Below are 21381 nucleotides of genomic sequence, written 5' to 3' on the forward strand. Positions count from 1 at the left end.
CTCGGCCTTGCCGCCCGTGGCCTGCGCGGGGCATCAGCCGAGAATCGGCGCGAGGAACTGTCCGGTGTAGCTCGCGTCGGTAGCCGCGACGTCTTCCGGCGAGCCCTCGGCCACGACCGCGCCTCCCCCGGCACCGCCCTCGGGGCCCATGTCGATGATCCAGTCCGCGGTCTTGATCACGTCCAGGTTGTGCTCGATCACGATCACCGTGTTGCCCTTGTCCACCAACCCGTTGATCACCCCGAGAAGCTTGCGGATGTCCTCGAAGTGCAGCCCGGTCGTCGGCTCGTCGAGGACGTACATGGTCTTGCCTGTGGAACGCTTCTGTAGCTCCGCTGCGAGCTTCACCCGCTGGGCCTCACCGCCGGACAGCGTCGGCGCAGGCTGGCCGAGCCGCACATAACCGAGACCGACGTCGACCAGGGTCTTCAAGTGGCGGTGCACCGCCTTGATCGGCTCGAAGAACTCCGCCGCCTCCTCGATGGGCATATCGAGAACCTCGGCGACCGTCTTGCCCTTGTAGTGCACCTCGAGGGTCTCCCGGTTGTACCGGGCGCCCTTGCACACCTCGCACGGGACGTACACGTCCGGCAGGAAGTTCATCTCGATCTTGATCGTGCCGTCGCCCGCGCACGCCTCACAGCGGCCGCCCTTGACGTTGAACGAGAACCGGCCCGGCTGGTACCCGCGCACCTTCGCTTCCGTGGTCGCGGCGAACAGCTTCCGGATGTGGTCCCACACCCCCGTGTAGGTGGCCGGGTTCGACCGTGGTGTTCGCCCGATGGGCGACTGGTCCACCTGCACCAGCTTGTCGACGTGATCGAGCCCGCGCACCCTGGTGTGCCTGCCGGGCACCTGGCGGGCTCCGTTGAGCTTGTTCTGCAGCACCCGCGCCAGGATCTCGTTGACCAATGTGGACTTGCCCGATCCGGAGACTCCGGCGACCGTGATCAGGCAACCCAGCGGGAACGACACGTCGATACCGCGAAGGTTGTGCTCACGCGCACCGACGACGGTCACCTGCCGCTTGCTGTCGCGTTTCCTGCGCGAGGCCGGAACCGGGATCTCCTTACGGTCGGCGAGGTAGTCGCCGGTCACGGAGTCGTGATTGGACAGCAGATCCGCGACGGGCCCGCTGTGCACGATCTTGCCCCCGTGCTCGCCCGCGCCCGGGCCGAAGTCGACCACCCAGTCGCTCGCGCGGATCGTGTCCTCGTCGTGCTCGACGACGATCAGCGTGTTACCGAGGCTGCGCAGCCTGCTCAGCGTATCGATGAGGCGGTGGTTGTCACGCTGGTGCAGCCCGATCGACGGCTCGTCCAGCACGTACAGCACACCCACGAGGCCCGAGCCGATCTGCGTGGCCAGCCGGATGCGCTGCGCCTCGCCCCCGGACAACGTGCCGGCTCCCCTGTCGAGCGAGAGGTAGTGCAACCCGACGTCGAGCAGGAACCGCAACCGTGCCCGGATCTCCTTGAGCACCGCGGCGGCGATCATGGCCTCTCGCTCACCGAGCACGAGATCGTTCAGGAACTCCTCCGCGTCGGCCACCGACAGCGCGCAGAGCTCCGCGATCGACAGCGCGCCCCAGCTGGCGTGGCTGAGCGTGACGGCGAGGATCTCCGGCTTCAGGCGCGCGCCCTGGCAGGCGGGGCACGGCACCTCCCGCATGTAGCCCTCGTAACGCTCCCGCATGTAGTCCGACTCGGTCTGCTCCCGTCGCCGTTCGAGGAACGGGATGACCCCCTCGAAAGTCGCGTAGTACGAACGCCTCCGCCCGTAACGGTTGCGGTAGCTGACGTGCACCTGCTCATCGACGCCGTGCAGCACGGCCTTCTGCACCTTGCCCGGCAACGAACGCCACCGGGTGTCCATCCGGAAGCCCATGGCCTCCGACAGCGACGTCAGCAGCCGCTGGAAGTACTCGGCGTTGTGCCCGGACGCCCACGGCGCCACCGCCCCCTCCGCAAGCGAGAGCTCCTCGTCCGGCACCACCAGCTCGGGGTCGACCTCCTTGCGGACGCCGATACCGGTGCACTCGGGGCAGGCCCCGTACGGGGAGTTGAACGAGAACGAACGCGGCTCGAGGTCCTCCACCGCGAGCGGGTGGCCGTTCGGGCACGCCAGATGCTCGGAAAAGCCCCTGATCCGGTGCGCGTCGTTCTCCGGAAGGTCGACGAACTCCAGCTCGACCAGGCCGTTGGCCAGCTGTAGCGCGGTCTCCACCGAATCGGTGAGTCGCTGCTTCGCGCTCGCCTTGACCGCCAGCCTGTCGACGACCACGCCGATGTCGTGCTTCTCCTGCTTCTTCAGCTTCGGCGGGTCGGTGAGGGGGTGCACCGCACCGTCGACGTGTACCCGGGAGAAGCCCTGTTGTTGCAGGTTGGAGAACAGGTCGACGTACTCGCCCTTGCGCCCGCGCACCACGGGGGCGAGCACCTGAAAGCGGGTCCCCTGCTCCATGTCGAGCACCTGGTCGACGATCTGTTGCGGGGTCTGCCTGCTGATGCGCTCACCGCAGCGAGGGCAGTGCGGCGAACCGGCCCTCGCGTAGAGCAGCCGGAGGTAGTCGTAGACCTCGGTGATGGTGCCCACCGTCGAGCGCGGGTTGCGCGAGGTGGACTTCTGGTCGATCGACACCGCGGGGGACAAGCCCTCGATGAAGTCGACGTCCGGCTTGTCCATCTGCCCGAGGAACTGGCGCGCGTAGGCCGACAGCGACTCCACGTACCTGCGCTGCCCTTCGGCGAATATGGTGTCGAAGGCAAGGCTCGACTTACCCGAGCCGGACAGCCCGGTGAACACGATCAGGCTGTCCCGTGGGAGGTCGGCGTCGACGCTGTCGAGGTTGTGCTCGCGCGCACCACGAACCACAAGATGATCGGACACACCAGGTCCTTTCGCTAGCGGAATTCGGCTGCCGGATCGCATCGATGAAGCGGCCGTCTTCCATGTTAGGCCCCCGCCCCGACAGAGTTGCGGGCCTCATCCCCACGTTCCGACCCGCCCTGTCGAGCACCTTCTGCATACTGCATCCCACGCATTACGATAGGGGCGTGAAGATCGTTGACGAGTACACCGGACACGTCACGCCCGGCGGCGACGCCACGCGACGCGTCCTGAGCGCACTGACCATCACCAAGCTGTCCGTCGGCCCGATGGACAACAACGCGTACCTGTTGACCTGCCGCGACACCGGTGAGGCCTTGTTGATCGACGCGGCGAACGACGCGGAACGCCTCACCGATCTCCTCGGCTACGACGACGACCGCGCGAACCTGCGCACGATCGTCACGACACACCGGCACGGCGACCACTGGCAAGCCCTCGGCGCGATCGCCGGTGCGCACGGCTGCTCCACCGCGGCCCACCCCGTGGACGCGCCCGAGCTGCCGGTGACACCGGACGTGCTGGTCGAGCACGGTGACACGATCCCGGTCGGCAACTGCCGGCTCGAGGTGATCCACCTCCGCGGGCACACACCGGGGTCGATCGCCCTGCTCTACCGGGACCCCGCGGGACACCCGCACCTGTTCACCGGAGACTCGCTGTTCCCGGGCGGGGTCGGCAAGACCACCTCGCCGGAGGACTTCGCCTCGCTCATCGACGACGTCGAGCAGCGCGTCTTCGCCGAGCTTCCCGACGACACCTGGTTCTACCCCGGCCACGGGGACGACTCCACGATCGGCGCCGAGCGCCCCAAGCTCGGCGAGTGGCGCGAACGCGGCTGGTAGTACCGCACAGCGCCCCGCGATCGGGTGAACCGGGCTTTCTCGACACATCGTGCCTGAGTACAGTCCTGTCCAGTCGCCGTTCAACGGCACCGGGTAGCCGGCAGGCCGCTGGCACCGGACAGCTGGGCGCGCCAGCTGTCCTACCGAGGCAACCCCTGGCCCGGAACGTGCGTGAGCACAGTACGTCGACAAGCCGGGAGGTGGCATGAAGCCCGCACGGACCGTGAGCTGCCTGATTTCCGCCGCGCTGATTCTGGCCGCTGGCGGATGCGGCACGGATGCCTCGAACGGCGGTGAGGGTGCCGCCAACACGTCGGCCGATACCGACAGGGTCGAACCAGCCGAGGAAGCTCCCGTCGACGAGACAGTCGCGGGCATCCGCTCGTTCACCGGGGCTTTCGGCGAGCTCCTCGCCGAGAGGGGTGCCGGCGAGACGGAGAACACCGTGTTCTCGCCGTTGAGTCTGGGTTATGCCTTCGCCATGCTGCGCGCCGGAGCGGACGGGGTTACGGCCGATCAGCTCGACGAGGTCTTCGGCTTCCCGCAGGGCGTGCACGCGGCGTACAACGCGCTCAGTACCGGCGTGGTCAACACGGGCGAAGCCGCGGACCAGACCGGCCCCGACGCGACGCGCGAGCCGGACGAGCAACCGCCGGACCCGGTCGTGAGCATCGCCAACGGCCTGTTCGTGCAAGACGGCATCGAGCCGGGTGAGGACTTCCTCAACACCCTGGCCCGGCAGTACGGCGCCGGCGCCGAGTACGTCGACTTCAGTACGGGGTCGGCAGCCGAAAAGATCAACGACTGGGTGTCGGACCGGACGAACGAACGCATCGACACCCTGTTCGACGAGCTCGACCCGCGGACCGTCACGGTGCTGGCCAACGCCGTGTACCTCAAGGCAGGCTGGGAGTCGCCGTTCGACGAGTCCCGCACGACCGACGAGCCGTTCCACCTGGCGGACGGCACCACCACGGAGGTGCCGATGATGAACAAGGAGGCCGCCGAGCTGAGCTACGTCGACGGGGACTCCTGGGAGGCCGTGCAGCTGCCGTACGTCGGTGGCGAGCTGGCGATGTGGGTCGTGGTGCCCGCCGGGGAGCCGGGGCAGGCACCGACGGTCACCGCCGGGATGCTCGAGGAGTTCGACCACGGCGAACCGACCGAGCTCGACATCGCGTTGCCACGCTGGGACTACGGGGCGGATGCCGAGCTGCTACCCCTGCTCGCCGAGCTCGGCCTGCGTGATCTCGACGACCTCGGCGGCATCGCCGAGGAGGTCGTGGTGGATGACGCCGTGCATCGGGCGAACATCACCGTGGACGAGTCGGGAACGGAGGCGGCTGCCGTGACCGGCATCGCCGGTGTCGTGTCGGCTCCCCTGCCCGCGGACAAGACGATCCGGGCCGACCAGCCGTTCTCCTACGCCATCACGCATGAGCCGACCGGCGCACCGCTGTTCGTCGGCTCGGTGGCCGACCCCGGCTGAGTCCCGGGACGGGGCACGTCCCGGACGCACCGCACAGCACGGCCGTTCTCCCGCACGGGTCGGCAGCCCGCCGGGCGAGGGTTGCCCGAACGCCGACTATCACGCAGGATCCCACTATGGATCATGGTCAGTTCGCCGACCTCGCGGCCGCATGCCATCGAGCCGTCGACCCGCTGCACGCGATGTTGTACTTCGCACCCGAGGCCGAGGAGGAGCTCACCGGCATCGGACTTCACCGTGGGCGGATGAGCTACTTCGCCAGCCGAGCGGCCCCGATGGGCCCGGTCGGTGCCGGGACCGTGACAGCGACCTTCTACAACTTCAACCCCCAGCTGGTCGCCAAACACATCCCGCACGCATGGACGCTCGCCTCTCCGGAACAGGTCATTGACGCGCGGTATCGCGCAGCAGGCGCCGCGCTGCGGCGCCTGCTCGGCGAGGCTGCTACCGACCCCGAGGTCGCCGAAGCAGCCGAGCTCGCCCGCGAGGCCACCCGTGGCTGCACCCCGGAAGGGCGCCCGCTGTACGCCGCCCACGCCGACCTGGACTGGCCGAGCGATCCGGTGCTCGTGCTGTGGCATGCCATCACCCTGCTGCGGGAGTTCCGCGGCGACGGGCACGTCGCGGCGCTGGTCGACTCCGGGCTCGACGGGCTGTCCGCGCTGATCACGCATACCGCGACCGGCAGGGGATTCACCGAGTCCGCCGCGCAGGCCACCCGTGGATGGTCGGCCGACGAGTGGGAAACGACGGTGCGGGCCCTGCAGGCCGAAGGTGTCCTCGACAGCGACCGAGCACTGACCGAGCAGGGCGCGGCGCAGCGTGACCGTATCGAGGTCGCCACCAACAACGCCGCTTCCGCACCATGGATCCACCTCGGTGCCGACGGGGCCAACCGTCTCCGGGAGATCTGCCGTGGCTTGAGCAAGCGAATCACGGCGGCGGGAGCGTTCCCCGCCGAACTCTTCGGGGGAAACTGAGCGGCACCGGAACACACCGGCCCGGTGGACACGCCAGGTAGCCGGACCGGCGCCGACGGTGGTGACGAATCACATCCGGCACACCCTGCCTCACCAGCACCTACGATGCGCCCGCTCGTGCTACTTTGGAAACGTGACTATGGCGCTCGAGGCTGTTCTGGCAAAGGCCGGGCTCAGGGTCGATGCCGACGAGTTCCTCCGGCTCGTCGAGGACACCGCGCGGATCGTGTCGGTGCCGCACCCCGAGCCAGCGGAGCTGTTCTCCACGGAGCAGCAGGCTGCGCTGACCGATGTCGGCTTCGATCTGGCACCCTACGCCGAGGACGAGCCGTGCCCACGCGCGAAGTCCGTCGTGGCGCACGCCGTGTTCAGCAAGTCCTCCTACTCGGTTGGCCAGGCCGCGCAGCTCCTCCAGCTCACCAGCGGCGAGGTGCGCGAGCGCCTGCGAAACGGCAGGCTGTTCGGCTGGAAGGACGGCGAGTGGCACCTACCCGCCTGGCAGTTCACCGATGCCGGCACGCTTCCTGGCCTGGAGACCGTACTGCAGGCGATCCCGGCGGATCAGCCACCGATGGTCGTGGCCGCGTTCATGAATACCCAGCAAGCGGACCTCGAGATCAACGAGCAACGAGTCACGCCACGCGACTGGTTGCTCGCCCATGGTGACCCCCAGTCCGTCGCTCGTTTGGTGACCTCACTCGGTACGGCCGCATAGCCTCGCCGGTACTGCATGTCACGACTCCCGCTGCCTCCTTCGGCCGCAGCGCTGGCTACCGGGCTGCGGCTGGATGAGGATATTGTCGCGGTGCATCCGGCAACCAGGGTCGTACGGATCTTCACCGCCGCCGGAAGGCATCCACAGAACTGGGACACGTTCCGGTACACCGGTCCACTCCCGCACGGTCGCTTCGACCCGCAGGAGCCGGACAACGGTGGGGCTCCGGTGTCCGACCCGCACAACGGGGTGCTGTACTTCGCGCTCTCCGCGCGTACCGGTATCGCCGAGGTGTACCAGTCGACGTCCACGGTCGACCGGATCACAAGGGAGCCGCACGTCGTCGTGATGCGCCCGACCCGGACGCTGCGGCTGTTGGACCTCACCGGCCTGTGGCCCACCCGGATGGGCGCTTCCCAGGAGATCGCCAGCGGGCCCAAGAAGGTGACACAGGTGTGGGCGCGGGCGATCCGGAAGGCCTACCCTGACCTGGACGGGCTCTGGTACCCGTCGTCGATGGACTCGGGGAATCCGGCGATCTGCCTGTGGGACCCTCCTGCGCGCTCGGCGCTGCCGGGCACACCCGACCTGTTGCTCCCGCTGAGCCACCCCGGCCTCGACATGCCGCTGGCACGCGTCTGCAACGAACTCAACTTCGTTATGTACGGCTGAGCCGGCGCGGGCAAGCTCAGTCATGTACGGCTGAGCCGACGCCAGCAAGCTCAGCTATGTACGGCTGAGCCGGCGCGGGCAAACTCAGTCATGTACGGCTGAGCCGACGCGGGCAAGCTCAGTCATGTACGGCTGAGCCGGCGCGGGCGTGGCCGCGCAGCAGCCGGGGTCACTGGCCGTGTGACCCGGACTCGACACGCCGACCGTCGACGCGCCGGGTCCTGATGATACTGGCCATTGTGGTGACAACGAGGATCAGCACGATGACGCCGAGCGAGACCCAGGTGTTGATGTCCATCCACGCCGGGACCATCTCGTACTCGTGGAACGCGTGCAGGAACAACTTGGCGCCGATGAAGATCAGGATGATCGCGAGCCCGTAGGTCAGGTACGTCAGCCGCTCCACGAGCCCACCGATGAGGAAGTAGAGCTGGCGCAGTCCCATCAGGGCGAACGCGTTCGCCGTGAAGACCAGGAAAGCCTCCTGCGTGATACCGAAGATGGCCGGTATGGAGTCCACTGCGAACAGCACGTCGGCGGTGCCGACCGCGATGATGACGATGAACATCGGCGTGATCAGCCGCTTGCCCGCGCGCTTGACCAGCACCTTGCCACCGACATAGTCCTCGGTTACCGGGAAGATCTTGCGCGCGCGCCGGACTACCCAGTTCTCGTGGTACTCGTCGTGCCCGTCGCCGCGTACCATGCTGATGGCAGTCCACACCAGAATCGCGCCGAACACGAAGAATATCCAGGAGAACTGCGCGATCAGTGCCGCACCGATGGCGATGAAGATCCCACGCAGCAGCAGCGCGAGCGCGACTCCGACAAGCAGCACCGTGTGACGCTGTATGGCGGGGACTCTGAACGCCGTCATGATGAGCATGAAGACGAACAGGTTGTCGACGCTCAACGACTTCTCGGTGACGTAGCCCGCGAAGAACTCGGCACCGTAGACCGGGTCGACGAGGAACCACACGCCGGTCCCGAAGGCGAAGGCGAGTAACACGTAGAACGTCGACCACCACGCCGCCTCGCGCAGGCTGGGTGTGTGGGGGCGCCGCACGGTGAACACGAGGTCCACGAGGAGCACGGCGCTGATGACGCCTACGGTCACCAGCCAGCCCCACAGCGGCACATTCATCGACGAAGCTCCTCCGGTACAGCAGTTGGCACCGCTACCGGAGGTCTCTTCCGCCCGCGTCGCCGCAAGCCGATGATGCCGGGTCCGCCACGATCGTTCCGACCGGGTAACCGTACTGACGGCATCATCGCAGAGGAATACTCCCCTCCACGTAACGTATCCATCCTGACACGGCACCGCCCGGGACGCCACCGACCGTATCGAGTATCACGATCCGCGCAAGAAACCGGCAACCCCGGCACGGATGCGTGGCCGCTCGTCGTCGTGGTCACATACGGTTCTCCTCGTGTTGCGATCCACACGGTCCCGGAAGGCTGTGCAGCGCGCCGTCGCAGTGGTCGCGGTCCTCCTCGGCGCGGCATCGGTATCGGTCCTGCTCGGCGAGGACGAACAGCCTGACGTGCACACGCAGGAAGCGATCATCGATGTGCCGCGTTCACCCGATTCGGTGGAGAACATCGCGCTCGACGTGACCCTGTACGAACCGCAGTCCACTCCGGCGCCCGCGGTGCTCGTGCCGCACGGGTTCGGCGGCAGTAAGGACAGCGTCCAGCGGGAAGCCACCGAGCTCGCCGAGCACGGTTTCGTCGCCCTCGCCTATTCCGCGCGCGGTTTCGGGGACAGCGGCGGAACGATCTCGCTCAACGACCCGGACCGCGAGGTCGCCGACGCCGCGCATCTGATCGACTTCGCGGCGCGGCAGCCGTCCGTCACCACGGACAGCGACGGCGACCCGGTGATCGCGGTAACCGGCTCGTCCTACGGCGGAGCCCTCGCCCTGCTCCTGGCAGGCACCGACGAACGGGTCGACGCGATCGCCCCCGTGATGACCTACCACGACCTCGAACACGCGCTCCTGCCCAACGCGCTGATCCGCGGGCAGCGCGGCAGCGACACGCCGGCTCACGGCGCCGAACGCGGCGACGGGGTGTTCAAACAGGCATGGGCCGGTGCCCTGTTCACCGGCGGCATGGGTGGGATCTCCACCCCCGGTCAGGAGGCACCGGAACCGGGAGACCGGCCGGACTCCGAGGTGGACCGCAACGGCTCCCCGGCAGGCGGCGACCAGGACCAGCCGCCGTCGACGCTGCCCGAGAACGCCGGGCTCGACGGGCCGTGCGGGCGGTTCGCGAAGCCCGTCTGCCGGGCGTACACCAGGCTCGCCACCACCGGAACCGCAGGCGACCAGGCACGGGAACTGCTGGAAAGGGCCTCCCCTTCCTCCGTGACCGGCGACATCACGATCCCCACCCTGCTGGTCCAGGGCACCCAGGACACGTTGTTCGGTCTCGAGCAGGCCGAGGCCAACGCGCGGCGGATCGCCGAGGCAGGCGGCGACGTGTCGATCATCTGGTACGCGGGAGGTCACGACGGCGGAGCGCCGGGTCCGCAGCTGCGCGAGAAGATCGCCGGCTGGCTGTCCCACCAGCTGACCGGCGACGGCGACCGGCTACCGGAGTTCAGCTACGACGTACGGGGCAACTTCGACGCCACCCGTGCCCCGTCGGTGCGCACGGTCGAGGTCGGCGAGTATCCGGGACTGCGCGGCGGCAGCACACCCCGCAGGGAGATCGAGCTGACCGGGCCGGAGCAGACCGTCATCAACCCGCCAGGCGGGGTGCCGGCGGCGATCAGCAGCATGCCGGCGCTGCGAGGCCCGATCCCCACCGCGCTCGGTGGCACCGACCTGCCCGGCCAGTTCGCGAGCTTCAGCTCGCACACCCTGGATGACCAGCTACTGATCACGGGATCGTCCACGGTGACGCTCGAGGTGGCCTCGGCGACCGGGGACGCCGAGCCGCCCGCGTCCGAAACGGGGATCGACGACGCCGAACGACCTGAACAACCCGGGTCCGGCCAGCGGGCCGGCTCGGACGCGGTGCTGTTCGTCAAGCTCTACGACGTCGGCCCGGACGGCACGCGGAGGCTTCCCGGCGGCGCGGTCGCACCGGTGCGCGTGCCGGACCTGCCACCCGACGGCAGTGCCGTGACCGTCACGGTGAGCCTCCCGGGAATCGTGCACCCTGTCGAGCCCGGGCACCGGCTGCAGCTGGTCGTGGCCACCACCGACCAGGCATACGACCGCTCGCCCGAGCCCGCCGCCTACCGCGTGTCGCTGAGCGGCGCCGACGGCGTGTCCGTGCCCTCGGTCCCTGGCACCGAGACCGGAACGGGGCTGCCGGTCGCGCAGCTGTTGGGCATCGCGGGGGTGCTGCTCGCGGCGGCGCTGGTGGCGGTGTTCGCGGCGCTGCGTCGCGCGGGAACCAGCGACGTGGCCGAGGACCTCGCCGAGATCCCGTTGTCCATCGACGGCCTGACCAAGACCTACCCCGGCGGGCTCACCGCTGTCTCCGAGCTGTCCTTCCGGGTCGAGCGGGGGCAGGTACTCGGGCTGCTCGGTCCGAACGGTGCGGGCAAGACAACGGCCCTGCGCATGCTGATGGGGCTGGTAACACCGACATCCGGGGAGATACGGGTGTTCGGTCACCGCGTGTATCCGGGTGCGCCCGTGCTCTCCCGCGTCGGGTCTTTCGTGGAAGGGCCGGGGTTCGTGCCGCACCTGTCCGGCCGGAAGAACCTCGATCTGTTCTGGGCGGCGACGGGGCGTCCCCGCCGCCAGGCCCATGTCGGCGAAGCACTGGAGCTCGCGGGGCTCGGCGACGCGGTCGACCGCAAGGTTCGCACCTACAGCCAGGGCATGCGCCAGCGGCTCGCGATCGCGCAAGCCATGCTCGGCCTTCCGGACGTGCTGGTGCTCGACGAACCCACCAACGGGCTCGATCCGCCCCAGATACACCAGATGCGCGAGGTGTTGCGGCGCTACGCGGACACCGGCCGCACCGTGCTGGTCTCCAGCCACCTCCTCGCCGAGGTCGAGCAAACCTCCACGCATGTCGTGGTGATGCATCACGGCACGGTCGTCGCCGACGGCGCCGTCGGCGAGATCGTAGCCGCAGGAGGCGAGGCCACCTTCACCGTCGACGACCCCGGCACGGCCGCCGAGACCCTCCGCGGGGTGGACGGCCTGACCGGTGTCGAGGTCGACGGCGAGAACGTGCATGTCAACCTGCACGGCATCCCCCGCTCGGTGGCGGTCACCGCGCTGGTGCACGCGGGTGTCTCCGTCGAACGGGCAGGGCCGAGGCGCAGGCTCGAGGACGCGTTCCTGCAACTCGTCGGTGAGGAGGGCGATACCCGATGAGCCCCGACCAACGTCCCGATCACGCCGGCCGGCCGGGCGAGCCGGACCACACCGTGCACACCGACCCGGCCGCGCTGACCGAACTCACCGAGGCGGCCCGGCGGGAACAGCCCGAACACGCCCCCTCCGGCGCGGTGCTCGGTTACCAACCCGGCCGTACCGTCCGGTTCCGGGTCGAGCTGCGCAGGCAGCTGAGCAGGCGACGTACCGTGTGGATCCTCGCGCTCGCGGTCCTGCTGCCGTTCGTTCTCGTCGGCGCCTTCGAGCTGGGCGACGAAGGCGAAGGCGGCCCATCCGGAGGGATCGTCGACCTGGCCACGACCAGTGCGCCGAACTTCGTGATATTCACGTTGTTCGTCTCGATCTCGTTCCTGCTTCCGATGATCGTGGCCCTGTTCTTCGGCGACACCATCGCAAGCGAGGCCTCGTGGTCAAGTCTGAAGTACCTGCTGGCGATCCCCGTGCCGCGGCACCGCCTGGTACGGCAGAAGGCGCTGGTGGCATCCGCGCTGTCGGTGCTCACGCTGCTGGTGCTACCCGGCACCGCGCTCGGCGCGGGACTGGCCTTCTACGGTGCGGGGCAGGCGGTTCGACCGACCGGGGACGCGATCGCGTTCGACACCAGCCTGGTGTCGCTCCTGCTGGCGATCTGCTACATCATCGTGCAGCTCAGCTGGGTGGCGGGGCTCGCGCTGCTGCTCAGCGTGCTGACCGACGCCCCGTTGGGCGCGGTAGGCGGGACGGTCCTCGCGGCGATCCTGTCCCAGATCCTCGACCAGATCACCGCGCTGGGCGACCTGCGCGCGTTCCTGCCCACCCACCACGCCACCGCGTGGCTCGATCTGATCGCGACGGACATCGCCTGGACCGACGTTGCCAGCGGGACGCTCATCTCGCTGTGCTACGCCACCGTGCTCGGCCTCATCGCCGCCCGGGTGTTCAGCACCAAGGACATCACCAGCTGAGGTTACGTCACCCCGGCCTCGTCCATACCCCTGAGCTCCTTCTTCAGCTCCGCGATCTCGTCGCGGAGCCGGGCTGCCAACTCGAACTGCAGGTCGCGCGCGGCCTGGGTCATCTGCTCGGTCATCTGGTTGATCAGATCGGCCAGCTCGGCGCGCGGCATCGTCGAGACGTCCTTGTCCGTGAGCAGACCGGAGCTGGCCGTGCCCGCTCCCTGCTCCGGCTGCTTACCGCGCGAGGTGTTGCGTCCCGACCCGCCTACCGCGACCTCCTGCTCGGAGTCCTCAGCCTCGGTGTAGACACGGTCGAGAATGTCGGCGATCTGTTTGCGCAGCGGCTGCGGGTCGATGCCGTGCTCGGTGTTGTAGGCGATCTGCTTGGCGCGCCTGCGATTCGTCTCGTCGATCGCGTACTGCATCGAGTCGGTCATCGTGTCGGCATACATATGCACCTGGCCGGAGACGTTCCGGGCGGCCCGGCCGATCGTCTGGATCAGGCTGGTACCGCTACGCAGGAACCCTTCCTTGTCGGCATCGAGAATCGACACCAGGGACACCTCGGGAAGGTCGAGCCCCTCACGGAGCAGGTTGATCCCCACCAGCACGTCGTAGTCCCCCGATCGCAGCTGCCGCAGCAGCTCCACGCGCCGCAACGTGTCCACTTCCGAATGCAGGTAGCGCACCCGGATCCCGAGCTCGAGCAGGTAGTCGGTGAGGTCCTCGGCCATCTTCTTGGTCAGCGTCGTGACCAGTACCCGCTCGTCGCGCCCGGCGCGCTCCCGGACCTCGTGCACGAGGTCGTCGATCTGCCCCTCGGTCGGCTTGACGACCACCTCGGGATCGACCAGGCCGGTCGGCCGGATGACTTGCTCGACGAACTCACCGCCGGACTGGCCCATCTCGTACGGGCCGGGAGTGGCGGAAAGGTACACGGTCTGCCCGATCCGGTCGGAGAACTCCTCCCAGGTCAACGGACGGTTGTCCAGCGCGCTCGGTAGCCGGAACCCGTGCTCGACCAGCGTGCGCTTGCGTGAGGCGTCCCCCTCGTACATCCCGCCGACCTGCGGGACCGTGACGTGCGACTCGTCGATCACGACCAGGAAGTCGTCCGGGAAGTAGTCCAGCAGCGTGGCAGGTGCGCTACCCGCGGGCCGGTCGTCGATGTGGCGGGAGTAGTTCTCGATGCCCGAGCAGAACCCGACCTGGCGCATCATCTCGATGTCGTACTGCGTCCGCATGCGCAGGCGCTGCGCCTCGAGTAGCTTGTTCTTGCCTTCGAGCTCCGTCAGGCGTTCCTCGAGCTCGCCTTCGATCGCGCGGATGGCCTTGTCCATCCGCTCCGGTCCCGCGACATAGTGGGTCGCGGGGAAGATGCGGACGCTGTCGAGCTCCTGCACGACATCGCCGGTGAGGGGATGCAGGTAGTACAACCGGTCGATCTCGTCGCCGAAGAACTCGACGCGGATCGCCAGTTCCTCGTAGGCGGGGATGATCTCCACGGTGTCCCCGCGCACCCGGAAGGTTCCGCGCGCGAAAGCCACGTCGTTGCGCGTGTACTGCACGTCCACCAGGGCGCGCAGGAACGCGTCCCGATCGAGCTCGTCGCCGACGGCCAGGCGCGACGACCGGTCCAGGTACGACTGCGGCGTACCGAGACCATAGATACACGACACACTGGAGACGACGATGACGTCCTTGCGGGAGAGCAGGTTCATCGTGGCCGAGTGCCGCAGCCGCTCGACGTCGTCGTTGACCGAGGAGTCCTTCTCGATATAGGTGTCGGTCTGCGGTACGTAGGCCTCCGGCTGGTAGTAGTCGTAGTAGCTGACGAAGTACTCGACCGCGTTGTGCGGGAAGAAGCCGCGCAGCTCGTTCGCCAGCTGGGCGGCCAACGTCTTGTTGTGCGCCATGACCAGGGTCGGACGTTGCACCCGCTCGATCAGCCAGGCCGTTGTCGCGGACTTGCCCGTCCCCGTCGCGCCGAGCAGCACGACATCGCGCTCACCGCGGGTCAGCCTGCGTTCCAGGTCGTCGATCGCCTCCGGCTGGTCACCGGACGGCGAGTAGTCGCTGACCACCGTGAACCGGTTCTCGGACCGCGGGATGTCTGACACGGGCCGGAACTCGGAATGAGCCAGGACAGGGTGCTCCGATGCGAATGCCACACGACCAGGGTAGGGGCGTACCCCGACAGAACGCCGCCCGGTCGCACCGTGCGGCAGCATGGACGTCATGTTCGGCCAGCCCCACCCGCCCAAGACCGAGACCTTCGACCTCGTCGGCATGACCAACACCGACCCGAAGGGCTTCGTGCGCCCGGTCGAGGAGTACCGGTCCCGGCCGTTCGGCCTGTACATGGCCCGGCCCGCACCGGGCCGCGCCCAGTTCCACTACCTCGAGTCATGGTTGCTACCCGAGGTGGGCCTGCGTATCACGGACTTCTGGTACAACCCTGGCCACGAGCGCGACTGGGACCTGTACCTGGACGTCGTCACCGTCGAACGGGGTGAGCGGTACTGGGTGGCGCGGGACCTGTACCTGGACATCGACCTGCGTACCGGCACGCGGGCCGCGGTCCGGGACTCCGACGAGCTGCTGTCCGCCCACCGCGCCGGGCTCGTGGATCTCACCGATGCCACGGCGGCGATCGACACGGCGGTGCACACCGTCGACGCCCTCGCCAGGCACGGCTACGACCTCGACCGCTGGCTGGCCTCCCTCGACATCACCCTCGCCTGGCGTGGACGCTGAATGACGCTGTCAGTCCACGAGACGGACTGACAGCGTCATTCAGCGCACCCAGCGGGGGGGTTACGGGGTCCAGCCGGTGTAGTGGGCCCATCGTTCGGCACGCTCGATCGCATCGGCGATCCACGGCTGCTTGTCCTCGGCATAGCCGTCGACCGAGCCGTCCGCCTGATGGGAACGGGCCAGCGAACGCTTCACCTTCGCGTACGCGTCGCGCTCGTCAGGGTGCCGGCGCAACCATTCCGGGAACAGCAGAGCGGCCCGCCAGTGCCGCGTCCCGTGCGCACGCACGTGCAGGTTCACCGGGCGTGCCGGATCGGCGCCGGTGTGCAGGCGTTTCTCTCCCGGCACCGACTCCGCTCCCCGACCCAGCGGAGCGTCCGCCCACTCCCCCTCGCTCCGCGGGAAGCCCGCCGAGGCCAGCGCCTCGGCGACCGAGTCCGCGACATCCAGGTCCGCCACCGTCAGCTGGATATCCAGCACGTCCTTGGCAGGCAGCCCGGGCACGGCGGTCGACCCGACATGGTCGACCCGGAGCGCGGCCTGCCCGACCGCTTGGCGGATCCGCGCGATCGCGCGCCCGGCCTGCTCCGGCCACGTGTCGTCATAGTCGACGATCTCCGGTGAGCGCGGCGGCCTGGTGCGTCGCAGGCGCAGGTTCGCCTCGAACGTCAGCAGCCGGTCGGCCCACAGCGCGTCCACGGCCGAGAGCAGGACATCCGGGGTGGCACTGTTGTCCAGCCACACGTCGGCTGCCGCGCGCCGCATGGGCGTATCGGCCTGCGCCGCGATACGGGCGCGGACGTCGGAGGGGTCCATACCGCGTTCCCCGGTCAGCCTGCGCACCCGAACGTCTTCCGGAGCATCCACCACGATCACCAGGTGGTAGTGCGGTTGGAGCCCGTTCTCGACAAGCAACGGCACGTCGTGCACCACGATCGCGTCCGCACCGGCGGCGTTGACCAGCTCCGCGGTCCGCTCGCCGACCCTGGGGTGCACGATGGCATTCAGCCGGGCCCTGGACTGCTCGTCGGCGAACGCCTTCCGCGCCAGTGCGGCCCTGTCCAGCCCGCCACCCGGCTCGAGTACGTCCGAGCCGAACGCGGCCACGATCTCCTCGAGCGCGGGCTCGCCCGGCTCCACGACCTGCCGGGATATCGCGTCGGCGTCGACGAGTACGGCACCGTGCTCGGCCAGGCGGTTCGCCACCGTGGACTTCCCCGAACCGATCCCCCCGGTAAGACCTACGCTGAGCATGGGGGCATTCAATCAGTACCGCGCCGGGGCATCGCCACCGGCTGCTCACGATTGGATCTCAGAGATCACGCACCGGCAACGATGTCGATGACACGCCGCACGTCCTCCCGGCCGCCTCGTTGATCATTGCGTATCTTGTCGTTCGGACTATCGCCCACATGGAGGACCGATGCGAACGCGGCATACCGGGAGGCACCGGCTTGGTACGCCTGGGCTAGTCCATTGTGTCGAGCATCGCCAAGTGTCCGACGCGCTCGCCGAACACCGGCGCAACTGGCTTACCGCGATGTTGGTTCCGGCCAAGCACAGCATCGCGGGCCTGCGCCGGCGGGCACGCGTGGCCGCGTACGAACGTGCGCTGGCGCCTGCGACGACATAGTGTGAGACAGCCAGAGGGTTATTCACCGGTCAGTGGACGCGAGCCGGCCGCACGGTCGGCTCGCGTCCACTGATCCCTGACCAGGCACCTACCGTGGCCGCCTGGAGCCCGCGACGCACGCCCGGACACCCCTCCCCCTGCGGGCGCGTCCCCTGCGGCGCATCCCCTGCCGCGTGCCACCCGCACCCGCCCAGCACGGATCGCACGAGCCCGTCGGGTTCGCTCCCATACGTAACTCGGCCCCGCTCCAGCGTCGTGGAGCGGGGCCGAGAACGTTCGTGCCGGGAAGCGGGCTCTCACTCCCCGCCGGAGAGCTTCTCCCGCAGGGCAGCCAGCTGCGCGTCGCTGGCAAGCGTGCCGCTGTTGGTGTCGGCGGCCTGCGACTGGCTCGCCCCGCCGTAGTTCTGCTGCTCACCGGAGTCAGCCTCACCTTCGGGCTCACCGGCTCCGGCCTCGGCGACAGCGGCGGCGGCATCGGCCTCACGCGCTTCCGCGACCTGCTTCATGTGCTTCTCGTAGCGAGCGTGTGCCTCGGAGTACTGCCGCTCCCACTCCTCACGCTGCTTGTCGTAGCCCTCTTCCCATTCCTGGGTCTCGGGGTTGAAGCCTTCGGGGTAGATGTAGTTGCCCTGCTCGTCGTACTCGGCAATCATCCCGTACTGGGTCGGGTCGAACTCCGCGTCCGGCGTGAAGCCCTCGTTGGCCTGCTTCAGCGACAGCGAGATACGCCTGCGGTCGAGGTCGATGTCGATGACCTTGACCATGACCTCGCCGTTGACGTCCACGACCTGCTCAGGCAGCTCGATGTGCCGCTCCGCCAGCTCCGAGATGTGCACCAGCCCCTCGATGCCGTCCTCCACGCGGACGAAGGCACCGAACGGCACGAGCTTGGTGACCCGTCCCGGCACGATCTGGCCGATCGCATGTGTGCGGGCGAAGTGACGCCACGGATCCTCCTGGGTCGCCTTCAGCGACAGCGAGACCCGCTCGCGGTCCATGTCGACGTCGAGCACCTCGACGGTGACCTCCTGGCCAACCTCGACGACCTCGCTGGGGTGGTCGATGTGCTTCCAGGAGAGCTCGGAGACGTGCACCAGGCCGTCCACCCCGCCGAGATCGACGAACGCACCGAAGTTGACGATCGACGAGACGACGCCCTTGCGAACCTGACCCTTGCCGAGCGCGTTGAGGAACTCGCTGCGCACCTCGGACTGGGTCTGCTCGAGGTAGGCACGACGGGAGAGCACGACGTTGTTGCGGTTCTTGTCCAACTCGATGATCTTCGCTTCGAGCTCGCGACCGACATACGGCTGGAGGTCGCGCACCCGGCGCATCTCGACGAGCGAAGCGGGCAGGAAGCCGCGCAGACCGATGTCCAGGATGAGACCGCCCTTGACGACCTCGATAACGGTGCCCGAAACCGGCGAGTCGGTCTCCTTGAGCTGCTCGATGGTCCCCCAGGCGCGCTCGTACTGCGCACGCTTCTTGGACAGGATCAGCCGTCCCTCTTTGTCCTCCTTCTGCAGGACCAGCGCCTCGACCTCGTCACCAACAGCGACAACCTCTGCCGGGTCGACATCGTGCTTGATGGACAGCTCACGCGAAGGGATGACCCCTTCGGTCTTGTAACCGATGTCGAGCAGGACCTCGTCCCGATCGACCTTGACGATGGTTCCCTCCACGATATCGCCGTCGTTGAAGTACTTGATCGTCTTGTCGATGGCAGCGAGGAAGTCTTCCTCCGACCCGACGTCGTTCACGGCGACCTGCTTGGCCTGCTCGGGGACTGTCGGGGCGATGGTGGTGTCGGTGGACATGAGTGTAGGGTGCTCCGGTTATGGCTGGGGTCGTTGATTCGTTCTCTTCGGTCGTGCAGCGACAGTGGGTGCCACACGGTCGATGACGGATGGCCGAGAGTAAGTTGACCGCCGAGATCACCGCGCTCGGTGCGCGGCCCGAGTCCCGGCCAGCGAGTGCCGAGAGAAAGGCAGCGCAAACCCACTGCGCCTGAAACATCCTACGCGGCAGCTGTACCGAGGTACAAACCGGGGCCGCCTATCGTGAGTGGCGCGCACCACACGGAGAAAGGAGCCGCCACGTGGCTGACTCAGCGCCGGACGAGACACCGCGATTCACCCGTGCCGAACAGGCCCTCGGGGTCGTCGGACCGGCACGGCGCACGGTGACGGCCCAGGAGGCCGTCGCCGCCAGTAGCGCCTGGTGGGACGCCGACGCCGAGGAGTACGTCGCCACGCACGGGGACTTCCTCGGGGACGCGGACTTCGTCTGGTGCCCGGAAGGCTGGCGTGAGTCCGACCTCCAGCTCCTCGGCCCGGTCACCGGACTGCGGGTCCTCGAGGTCGGCTGTGGCACGGCAGCCTGCGCGCGCTGGCTCACCGGGCAAGGCGCCCTCGCGGTCGGCGTCGACCTGTCCGCGGAGATGTTGCGGCACGCGCGCGCAGCCGACCGCCGGTCGGATCTGCCCGTGGACCTGGTACGCGCCGACGCCCAGCGGCTGCCGCTGCGCAGCGGCAGCGTCGACACCGCGTTCTCGGCGTTCGGAGCCCTACCCTTCCTGCCGTCACTGGCCACCGTGTTCACCGAGGTCAACCGGGTGCTGCGGGACGGTGGCCGCTGGGTGTTCGCGGTCACCCACCCCATGCGCTGGGTGTTCCCGGACGATCCGGGGCCTCTCGGTCTCACGGCCACGCACTCCTACTTCGACCGCGAGCCCTATGTCGAGGTGGACGCGCAGCACAACGCGACGTACGTCGAGTACCACCGCACCCTCGGCGACTACGTGCGCGCGGCGCGACAGTCCGGGTTCCGGCTCGACGACCTGGTCGAGCCCGAGTGGCCGGACGACCAAACCCGCATCTGGGGCCAGTGGAGCCCGCTACGCGGCACGCTCTTCCCCGGTACCGCGATCTTCTGCTGCCACAAGACGGACGCACCGAACACCGGGCCCGCCCGGCCCGCTACCGCATCCTGAACGACCAGACGTCACCGGAGGCCGCCGTGCGGGAGCTCGAGGCCGCCCAAGCCGAACACTTCGCCCGGACCGACCCCTTGCTACCGCGAACGGTCTCGGTCCCGGAAGGCACGAGCATCAGCGCGGGGCTGCCCGGCGGCGGCCTGGTCCGGGGTAACGCCTACCGGGCCGTGCACGGTCCCCGGTCGATGGAGAGCCTGTGGCACACCCGAGTGACATGGGAGTTCAGCCCGCTGATCGGCGACTCCGGCGCGGCAGGCATGCACGCCGTGCTTGCGGCGTTCGCCCGCTGGCTGGGGCCGATGCCCGATGACCAACCGCGTGACGAGACCGCGGTGCTACTCGGCTGGCCCAGTCGTGATGTCGCCGCGTCGGCCGTACTTCGGCGGCACGGGTTCACCGCAGGCACCGTGCTCGCCGTGCGAAGCGCCGAAGGCACCGGTGAGGTACGCGCCGGCTCGGCCGCTGCCGTCCCGGCCGGAACCGGCTCGCCGCGCGTCGCCGTGCGGCACGCATCGGTAACCGACATCGACGCGCTCACCGCTCTCGAGCTGACCGAGTTGCGCTACTCGCGGGCCGTGCTCGGCAGGCGCATGCGAGCCGAGGCGGCGGAGCTCGTCGACGCGGCACTGCGCGACGCCCTCGACGCGGGCGAGCCGATCTTCGTCGCCGAAGACGCCGGGCAGGTCATGGGGATGGCGCGAGCCGGGTGGACCTCCCCCGAACGGAACTCCTCGATCGCACACCGGCTGCCGGCAGGGACGTGGGCGCGCGTCGACACCCTGTCCGTCGCGCCGGAGGCACGCGGCCACGGGGTGGGACAGCGGCTCATGTCGGTGGCGCACGCCGAGCTCGTCACCACGGGGGTGCGAGGCAGCTACCTGTACTACGACACGGCCAACCCACTGTCCTCAGTGTTCTGGCCGAGACAAGGGTACCGTCCGCTATGGACATTATGGGCCACCTCCCCGGACATCCTGTTCTCCACTGCCGAGTGAGGTGACGCCCGGCACACGCTGCGCGGCCGATATCACGTCACGACAAGTTGCCGGTCGACCGATACCGCCCTAGCGTGCAGGAGGGAACTCGGCGCGCCAGGGAGCCTTC

Annotated in this window: 16 protein-coding genes; 11 read left to right on the top strand and 5 right to left on the bottom strand. The window is 68.6% G+C overall.

The genetic code is table 11. The features are described from left to right. Positions 1 to 33 precede the first annotated feature (33 nt). Positions 34 to 2889 carry an excinuclease ABC subunit UvrA gene (gene uvrA, locus H0B56_RS21700; protein WP_180894981.1) on the bottom strand — a complete coding sequence of 952 codons (2856 nt, stop codon included), beginning with the start codon at positions 2887 to 2889 and terminating at the stop codon, positions 34 to 36. Positions 2890 to 3056: 167 nt separating this feature from the next. On the opposite strand from uvrA, the gene H0B56_RS21705 reads away from it, so the two are divergent. The 5 genes from H0B56_RS21705 (at position 3057) to H0B56_RS21725 (ending at position 7590) form a co-directional block, all read left to right on the top strand. Continuing rightward, complete coding sequence (locus H0B56_RS21705) at positions 3057 to 3734, top strand: MBL fold metallo-hydrolase (RefSeq protein WP_180894982.1); 678 nt, start codon at positions 3057 to 3059, stop codon at positions 3732 to 3734. A gap of 205 nt (positions 3735 to 3939) precedes the next feature. After that, positions 3940 to 5223, top strand: a complete 1284-nt coding sequence (locus tag H0B56_RS21710) for a serpin family protein (protein WP_180894983.1) — start codon at positions 3940 to 3942, stop codon at positions 5221 to 5223. Between the two features lie 116 nt (positions 5224 to 5339). Continuing rightward, positions 5340 to 6203 (top strand): SCO6745 family protein, encoded by an 864-nt coding sequence (locus H0B56_RS21715; RefSeq protein WP_180894984.1) that lies wholly within the window; start codon positions 5340 to 5342, stop codon positions 6201 to 6203. 133 nt (positions 6204 to 6336) lie between these two features. Continuing rightward, the gene (locus H0B56_RS21720) at positions 6337 to 6918 is read left to right on the top strand and encodes a DNA-binding protein (protein ID WP_180894985.1); all 582 of its coding nucleotides are present in this window, start codon (positions 6337 to 6339) and stop codon (positions 6916 to 6918) included. 15 nt (positions 6919 to 6933) lie between these two features. Next, positions 6934 to 7590: an RES family NAD+ phosphorylase gene (locus H0B56_RS21725; protein ID WP_180894986.1), complete on the top strand. Its 657-nt coding sequence runs from the start codon at positions 6934 to 6936 to the stop codon at positions 7588 to 7590. 169 nt (positions 7591 to 7759) lie between these two features. Here the strand turns inward: H0B56_RS21725 and H0B56_RS21730 are convergent, their stop codons facing one another. Continuing rightward, the gene (locus H0B56_RS21730; protein ID WP_180894987.1) at positions 7760 to 8734 is read right to left on the bottom strand and encodes a TerC family protein; all 975 of its coding nucleotides are present in this window, start codon (positions 8732 to 8734) and stop codon (positions 7760 to 7762) included. Positions 8735 to 8978: 244 nt separating this feature from the next. Here H0B56_RS21730 and H0B56_RS21735 point away from each other — a divergent pair, with 244 nt between their 5' ends. Both H0B56_RS21735 and H0B56_RS21740 read left to right on the top strand, forming a co-directional pair. Continuing rightward, the gene (locus H0B56_RS21735; protein ID WP_180894988.1) at positions 8979 to 11936 is read left to right on the top strand and encodes an alpha/beta fold hydrolase; all 2958 of its coding nucleotides are present in this window, start codon (positions 8979 to 8981) and stop codon (positions 11934 to 11936) included. Next, positions 11933 to 12901: an ABC transporter permease gene (locus H0B56_RS21740; protein WP_180894989.1), complete on the top strand. Its 969-nt coding sequence runs from the start codon at positions 11933 to 11935 to the stop codon at positions 12899 to 12901. The genes H0B56_RS21735 and H0B56_RS21740 overlap by 4 nt, the downstream gene beginning before the upstream one ends. 2 nt (positions 12902 to 12903) lie before the next feature. Here H0B56_RS21740 and uvrB read toward each other — a convergent pair whose 3' ends face one another. After that, positions 12904 to 15063: an excinuclease ABC subunit UvrB gene (uvrB, locus tag H0B56_RS21745; protein ID WP_343063999.1), complete on the bottom strand. Its 2160-nt coding sequence runs from the start codon at positions 15061 to 15063 to the stop codon at positions 12904 to 12906. 58 nt (positions 15064 to 15121) lie between these two features. Between uvrB and H0B56_RS21750 the strand changes: the two genes are divergently transcribed. Beyond that, complete coding sequence (locus tag H0B56_RS21750) at positions 15122 to 15649, top strand: ribonuclease FAU-1 family protein (protein WP_246361424.1); 528 nt, start codon at positions 15122 to 15124, stop codon at positions 15647 to 15649. Between the two features lie 60 nt (positions 15650 to 15709). Here H0B56_RS21750 and coaE read toward each other — a convergent pair whose 3' ends face one another. Further along, positions 15710 to 16903: a dephospho-CoA kinase gene (coaE, locus tag H0B56_RS21755; RefSeq protein WP_180894990.1), complete on the bottom strand. Its 1194-nt coding sequence runs from the start codon at positions 16901 to 16903 to the stop codon at positions 15710 to 15712. 169 nt (positions 16904 to 17072) lie between these two features. Between coaE and H0B56_RS21760 the strand changes: the two genes are divergently transcribed. Beyond that, on the top strand, positions 17073 to 17282 hold the full coding sequence (locus H0B56_RS21760; protein ID WP_089303081.1) for a hypothetical protein: 210 nt from the start codon (positions 17073 to 17075) through the stop codon (positions 17280 to 17282). Positions 17283 to 17578: 296 nt separating this feature from the next. Here H0B56_RS21760 and rpsA read toward each other — a convergent pair whose 3' ends face one another. Continuing rightward, positions 17579 to 19099: a 30S ribosomal protein S1 gene (gene rpsA, locus H0B56_RS21765; RefSeq protein WP_180894991.1), complete on the bottom strand. Its 1521-nt coding sequence runs from the start codon at positions 19097 to 19099 to the stop codon at positions 17579 to 17581. A gap of 281 nt (positions 19100 to 19380) precedes the next feature. On the opposite strand from rpsA, the gene H0B56_RS21770 reads away from it, so the two are divergent. Next, complete coding sequence (locus H0B56_RS21770) at positions 19381 to 20274, top strand: methyltransferase domain-containing protein (protein WP_180894992.1); 894 nt, start codon at positions 19381 to 19383, stop codon at positions 20272 to 20274. Between the two features lie 26 nt (positions 20275 to 20300). After that, positions 20301 to 21272 carry a GNAT family N-acetyltransferase gene (locus H0B56_RS23565; RefSeq protein WP_180894993.1) on the top strand — a complete coding sequence of 324 codons (972 nt, stop codon included), beginning with the start codon at positions 20301 to 20303 and terminating at the stop codon, positions 21270 to 21272. Positions 21273 to 21381 lie beyond the last annotated feature (109 nt).

The organism is Haloechinothrix aidingensis (assembly GCF_013450155.1).
Classification (GTDB): domain Bacteria; phylum Actinomycetota; class Actinomycetes; order Mycobacteriales; family Pseudonocardiaceae; genus Haloechinothrix; species Haloechinothrix aidingensis.

What these genes read in the sequence shown, in the direction of transcription:
- H0B56_RS21710 (WP_180894983.1), top strand. Translation starts at nt 3,940, where the DNA reads ATGAAGCCCGCACGGACCGTGAGCTGCCTGATTTCCGCCGCGCTGATT.
- H0B56_RS21760 (WP_089303081.1), top strand. Translation starts at nt 17,073, where the DNA reads ATGCGAACGCGGCATACCGGGAGGCACCGGCTTGGTACGCCTGGGCTA.
- H0B56_RS21730 (WP_180894987.1), bottom strand. Translation starts at nt 8,734, where the DNA reads ATGAATGTGCCGCTGTGGGGCTGGCTGGTGACCGTAGGCGTCATCAGC.
- H0B56_RS21725 (WP_180894986.1), top strand. Translation starts at nt 6,934, where the DNA reads ATGTCACGACTCCCGCTGCCTCCTTCGGCCGCAGCGCTGGCTACCGGG.
- H0B56_RS21740 (WP_180894989.1), top strand. Translation starts at nt 11,933, where the DNA reads ATGAGCCCCGACCAACGTCCCGATCACGCCGGCCGGCCGGGCGAGCCG.
- rpsA (WP_180894991.1), bottom strand. Translation starts at nt 19,099, where the DNA reads ATGTCCACCGACACCACCATCGCCCCGACAGTCCCCGAGCAGGCCAAG.
- coaE (WP_180894990.1), bottom strand. Translation starts at nt 16,903, where the DNA reads ATGCTCAGCGTAGGTCTTACCGGGGGGATCGGTTCGGGGAAGTCCACG.
- H0B56_RS21750 (WP_246361424.1), top strand. Translation starts at nt 15,122, where the DNA reads ATGGACGTCATGTTCGGCCAGCCCCACCCGCCCAAGACCGAGACCTTC.
- H0B56_RS21735 (WP_180894988.1), top strand. Translation starts at nt 8,979, where the DNA reads ATGCGTGGCCGCTCGTCGTCGTGGTCACATACGGTTCTCCTCGTGTTG.
- H0B56_RS21715 (WP_180894984.1), top strand. Translation starts at nt 5,340, where the DNA reads ATGGATCATGGTCAGTTCGCCGACCTCGCGGCCGCATGCCATCGAGCC.